Annotated in this window: 1 protein-coding gene and 2 pseudogenes; all 3 read left to right on the forward strand. The window is 41.0% G+C overall.

Annotated elements, in window-relative coordinates:
• Nucleotides 1-55 precede the first annotated feature (55 nt).
• Nucleotides 56-751 (forward strand): RagB/SusD family nutrient uptake outer membrane protein, encoded by a 696-nt coding sequence (locus tag ACZM60_RS14005; protein WP_489521800.1) that lies wholly within the window; start codon nt 56-58, stop codon nt 749-751.
• A gap of 118 nt (nt 752-869) precedes the next feature.
• A pseudogene (locus ACZM60_RS14010) lies at nt 870-3796 on the forward strand (family 43 glycosylhydrolase).
• A 383-nt stretch (nt 3797-4179) separates the two neighbouring features.
• A pseudogene (locus tag ACZM60_RS14015) lies at nt 4180-6759 on the forward strand (SusC/RagA family TonB-linked outer membrane protein); the annotation flags it as partial.
• Nucleotides 6760-6861: the final 102 nt, after the last annotated feature.

Raw genomic sequence — 6861 nt, forward strand, 5'->3', positions numbered from 1 at the left:
ATTGCTGCATATTGTTGCTTTCCGAAGAAGCCGTGTATCAATGTTACAAGAACTCTTGACACACAGCTCGCTTTGTTTTGAATTCGTCGAACTCACGTTATATTATTACGCACCAGCATGGGCTACAGATGAAGATATAGCTGCATGGAGAGCAGATGATCCTAATGGCATAAAGACAGAAACAATAGTAAGCAAGACAATTGCAGAAGGAGGTATTGCTCCTTCCAACGGACAACCTGCAACTTATAAAGACAGACGTTCTCAAGATTTTGGGAATGCATGTATAAAAAAATTCGATGACTATACTGAAACATCAATTGCCAATCGCAGTACTCAATGTAGCATGCACGATGTCGTATTAGCTCGTTTAGGGGAAGCTTATTTAATCGCAGCTGAGGCGTATTACAAAAACAATCAGCCTGATAAAGCTGCCGAAATGATTAACGACCTAAGAAAACGCCCCAATACAGTAAAAGAAGGATTCGAAAATGATATGCTTGTTAATTCAAATGATATCACAATCGATTTCATTTTAGACGAACGTGCTCGTGAATTAGCAGGTGAATACGTCCGTTGGACAGATCTAAAACGTACTCATAAATTAATTGAATACGTTACACAATATAATGAAGATGGAGTTTCAGAAGCAGCAATGACCGGTCCTGACGGAAAATATAAGATATTACGTCCTATACCTCAAGCTGCAATTGATTTAAATCAAGCAACTATAGAACAAAACCCAGGCTATTAACAAATAATAATACATAAGAGCCATGTATATAAAAGTATGCATGGCTCTTTTTATAATAGGAGTCATTATGATACGTATATTATTATTAAGCACTATCTCATTTTTATGTCTAAATAGTATCGGGCAAAACACATCTTCTTCTCCAACCCCACTTAACACTTGGGGAGACCAAGGAAACGGAACATATATCAACCCCATATTAAATGCCGATTACTCCGACCCTGATGTTATCCGTGTAGGAAATAAATATTATATGGTGGCATCCGACTTCCATTTTTTAGGCATGCAAGTTCTTGAATCGGAAGACATGGTGAACTGGAAACTATTGTCACAAGTCTATTCACGTTTCGATTTCCCCGGATGGGATAAAAACGAACATTACGCCGGAGGTTCATGGGCCCCTACAATTCGTTATCACGACGGAAAGTTCTGGATATTTTTCTGCACCCCCGACGAAGGATTATTTATGTCGAATGCCACAAGCCCAGCCGGTCCATGGACACCCTTGCTGAATGTCTGTCATGTAGAAAAATGGGAAGACCCTTGCCCTTTTTGGGACGACGACGGACAAGCATATCTCGGAAGAAGTATTCATGGAGCAGGTCCCATCATCATCCACAAGATGTCGGCAGACGGAACCCGACTACTTGATGAAGGACGCACGGTGTATACAGGACCCGTGGCAGAAGGAACAAAGATTCATAAAATAAATGGTTATTATTATTTAAGTATTCCCGAAGGAGGAGTTTCTGAAGGATGGCAAACCATCTTACGTTCCAGAAACATTTATGGTCCCTACGAAAAAAAAGTAGTTTTGGAACAAGGAAGTACAAATATCAACGGACCACATCAGGGGGCAATGGTAGATACCCCTTATGGAGAATGGTTCTTTTTCCATTTTCAACAATATAATCCGCTGGGCAGAGTCGTACATCTGCAACCCATGCATTGGAAAAATGACTGGCCGGTCATCGGTGTAGACATAGACATGAACGGGATAGGTGAACCAGTAACTGTATGGACTAAACCTCGTACCGGACAACAGGGACCTATAACTGCTCCGCAAACCGACGATGACTTTTCTTCCGAAACTCTATCGTTACAATGGCAGTTTAATCATAATCCTGAAAATAGTGCATGGTCGCTTACCGAACAAAAAGACATGCTGACACTTCACGCATTAAAAGCCGAAAACTTTAAGCAAGCCAGAAATACATTCACACAAAAAACCATGGGATACAAAGGAGTCGCTACAACTCAAATGTCGTATACCGGACTGGCGGAAGGACAACATTGCGGTATGGCATGTATCGGTAAAGAAAATTATCTTGTAGGAATAGCAAGACAAAACGGGAAAAACATAGTATACTTTGAAAAAGATGGTGTTAGGAAACAAGCTGAACCGATTGCCGGAGAAAATATTTACCTCCGTCTGAAAACTGATGCAAAAGAAAACCGATACGAATTTTTGATCAGTCAGGACGGAAATTCATATAAAGAATTTGGAACTCCTTTCAGCATGAAGTTTGGCAACTGGAAAGGAGTACGAATTGGACTCTACTGTTACAATACTTTATCATCCGACGGTAAAGCAGCTTTCGACTGGTTTAAATACGAACACGACGGACCTTCTATGAAAACAAACATTAAATAACAAATACCATGAAACTGACAAAGTATCTTTTCTTACTGGGCAGCGGATTTTTTGCAGCATGCAGTTCGCCCCAACAGCCCAACACTCCCTCTACCCCACAGGAAGAAATCATCAAGAACATTGCACTTACGTCGTTTCCCGACAGAGTAATCGTAATAAACACCCCCGAGAACAAAGACAGTGCACACTTCTTATTGCAGAAAGCCATAGATTCTTGCTCGGTCAGCGGAGGAGGTGTAGTAAAAGTGACTCAAGGACATTATTACCTAAACGGTCCCTTGCATTTAAAAAGTGACGTCAATCTTCATTTAGACGAAGGAGCATACCTGCAATTCAGCGGAAAGTCATCCGATTTTTTGCCCGTCGTACTGACACGCTGGGAAGGCACAGAGCTTTACGGACATTCCCCGATGATTTATGCCTACCACGCCAATAATATTGCCATTACAGGAAAAGGAACAATAGATGCACAAGGAGGAATCGAATTTGCAGCATGGAGTAAGATTGAAGCCAACGACCGCGACCGCCTTCGCGAAATGGGAGACAAGCTTGTACCTGTAAACGAACGTATATTCGGCAAAGGTACCGTCCTGCGTCCATCCTGCATCCAGCCCTTTGGATGTTCACGCGTTCTGATAGAAGGAATCACTGTAAAAGACTCTCCCTTCTGGACAATACATCCGGTTTACTGCGACAATGTTATTGTCAGAGGCGTTACTATAGACAGTCACTTTCCAAACAACGATGGTTGCGACCCGGAATCAACCAGCAATGTCCTTATAGAAAACTGTACTTTCCAGACCGGAGATGATGCAATTGCCATCAAGTCCGGAAGAGATACCGACGGAAGACATATCGGCCGGCCGTCACGTAACATAGTTATTCGCAACTGCATCTTCCACTCTGAATGCAACGGACTTTGTATAGGCAGCGAGATGTCGGGAGGAGCTTCAAACGTCTATATGAACAACATAGAAATCGGTACCGTAAAAAATGCCATTTACTTCAAGTCGAACAGAGACCGGGGTGGATATATACGCAATATTGTCGTCGACAGTATTACGGTAGAACGTGCCAAAGGAGCTATTCTCCGCTTCGAAACAAATTATTTCGGCTTCCGGGGCGGCAATTATCAGGCACTTTACGAAAACTTTCATATAAGTAACGTTACGGCAAACACAGCCGACAATTATGCAATCTTTATGGACGGCAATGAAGAACATAAAATCCATAACATAACGATTGAAAATTTTCACGTAAAGACTGCACTTTATCCATATTATTTAATGAATACAAAAGATGTACGCTTTACACAATCATCTATCAACAGCCAGCAACTTCCCGAAGAACCAGCAGAAAGTAAAGAAAAGGTTTCCTTAGATATTTATTAAAAGAATAGGAATAACGTAACCTTCTATCCTGGAATTTGTCAAGAGAAAAAAAATTTTTTTGTACAGATTCCAGGATTTTTTGTACAAATTCTAAAATCTTTTGTACAAATTTTCAAAGAAAGATCGAGACAAACGGACGACAAGAAGAAATCTTTAGGAAAATAAGAGCCTGACATTTATAAAAGTAGCCAACGGCAATCAAATAAACCACTGATAATCAATCAAGTTAAAAACAATAGAAAGAAAAAACAAAAAAATATTTCAGTAAGAGTAAGTGTTTCGGACAGGTATGTTTGTTATATACTTGATTTTTATTCGCTTTAGCATTTTATAAAAACGAAAATAAAATAAATAGTTTAATGTATAACCTTAAAAAAGCAGGTATGAGAAGCAAAAACTCTTGCAAGTGCTCGAAAAAATTACTTCGGGCGTTATTGCTGTCGACGCTGTTTACTGTACCATCACAGTTTGCGTCAGCGCAGTTGAATATTGCTTTATCGAATGCCCAATTAGGGACAATGATCAAGCAAATTCAATCACAATCTCAGTATCAATTCTTTTATGATGACGATCTGGCAAATACTCCAATCTCATCGGTCAATGTAAAGGATGCTTCTGTTGAAGAAGTATTGAAAACAGCATTAGCTGGAAAAGGTATCAGCTACAGAGTTGACGAGAATGTGGTATATTTGTCAAAAGCTTCTACTTCCGCTTCTTCATCATCAGTAAAAGCTGCACAGCAGCAAACAAAAACAGTCAGCGGACGAATCGTAGATGCGAAAGGAGAACCTCTGATTGGCGTAACGGTCATTGAAAAAGGTACAACCAACGGAGCTATTACCGACTTTGATGGTAATTATTCATTGACAGTCCCCGATGGAGCTATTCTACAATATTCTTATGTGGGATATAAAAACGTAGAAATGTCGGTTACCGGTAAAAACACAATCGACATTACCATGAAAGAAGATACCGAAGTGCTGGAAGAAGTAGTAGTAACGGCGTTGGGTATCAAACGTTCAGAAAAAGCCTTGTCATACAATGTGCAGCAGGTAAATGCCGATGAATTGACAAGAAACAAAGATGCTAACTTCATCAACTCATTGAGTGGTAAAGTAGCCGGCGTTACCATCAATGCATCATCATCCGGTGTCGGTGGTGTATCAAAAGTTGTAATGCGTGGTACAAAATCTATCATGCAGTCTTCGAATGCCCTCTACGTAATCGACGGAGTACCTATGTATGCAGGTACAAACGAAGGGGGTACAGAATTTAGCTCAAAAGGTGCAACTGAACCTATTGCAGATATCAATCCGGAAGATATCGAATCAATGTCTGTGCTGACCGGTGCGGCTGCAGCGGCACTTTATGGTTCTGATGCAGCAAACGGTGCTATCGTCATCACAACCAAAAAAGGAAAGGAAGGACGTTTAAGCATTACAGTAAACAGCAATACGGAATTCTCAAACACATTTGTCACACCGAAATTCCAGAACCGCTATGGAACAGGAAGTTCTTATTCTGATGCAGACCAGATTCACAGCTGGGGAAAAAGACTGAACGAAGCCAATTCGTATGGTTTCGATCCTGTCAGCGACTACTTCCAGACAGGTATTACCGGAACAGAAAGTATATCTCTTTCTACAGGTACTGAGAAGAATCAGACTTATGCATCGGCTGCAGCTGTAAACTCAAGAGGTATTGTTCCCAATAACAAATACTCTCGTTACAACTTCAGTTTCCGCAACACAACAACCTTCCTTGATGATAAAATGACTTTGGATGTAGGTGCTACTTATGTACTTCAAAAGGACCAGAATATGGTTAATCAGGGAACATATAACAACCCTATCGTTGGTGCATATCTGTTCCCGCGGGGTAACGACTGGGAAGATATCAAGATGTACGAACGCTACGATCCGGTACGTAAGCTCAATACACAATACTGGCCTGTAGGTGATGCCGGTATTGTCATGCAGAACCCGTATTGGGTAAATTACCGTCAGTTGCGTAACAATGACAAAGACCGTTATATGCTGAACGCAAGTCTGAGCTACAAGATTCTGGATTGGTTAAGTGTAAGCGGACGTGTCCGTCTGGATAATTCAATCAATACCTATACCGAAAAATATTATGCAGGAACCAACACTCAAATGACAGAAATGTCTAACCGTGGTTTGTATACAAATGCTACATCAAAAGATAAACAGCTTTATGCAGACTTCCTGGTAAACATCAACAAAACATTTGGTGAAGACTGGAGCTTGCAAGCCAATATCGGTACTTCATTTACAGATATGCGTTCGGATGTACTCGAAATTCGTGGACCTATCGCCGACGGAACTTCTGCTTTTGAAGGAGAAACTCCGGGACTTGCCAACGAGTTTAATATACAGAACTTAAGTGCAAAGAAGACTTCTCGCCTGCAAAGCGGATGGAGAGAACAGACTCAATCAATCTTCGCTTCTGCCGAAATTGGTTACAAGAGTACTTATTACCTAACATTGACCGGACGTAATGACTGGCCTTCACAGCTGGCAGGTCCTAACTCTACAAGCAAATCGTTCTTCTATCCATCTGTGGGTGCTTCAGTTGTACTATCTGAACTGATGCCGAATCTGAATCAGGATTATCTTTCATACATGAAACTGCGTGCTTCTTTCGCATCGGTAGGTACGGCTTTTGAACGTTATATCGCCAATCCGCGTTATGAATGGGATGCAAGTACCGGACAATGGAGTAATACAACTCAGTACCCTCTGTATAACTTGAAGCCGGAACGTACCGAATCATGGGAAGTAGGTTTAACCATGCGCTTCTTGAAAGACTTCAACTTGGACTTAACTTACTATAATACGGTTACCAAGAATCAGACATTCAACCCGGAACTGGGTGTATCAGGCTATTCAGCTCTTTATATACAGACTGGTGCCGTACGAAACCAGGGTATCGAATTGTCCTTAGGATCAATGTTGTCCTAAACGTTTTTCGATAAAAACAAAAAAAGGAAGTAAAGCTAAGGTAGAATGAACTACCTTAGCAAAGAGAACCACCTCTTTTACTTC

This window comes from Phocaeicola sp. (assembly GCF_057861905.1).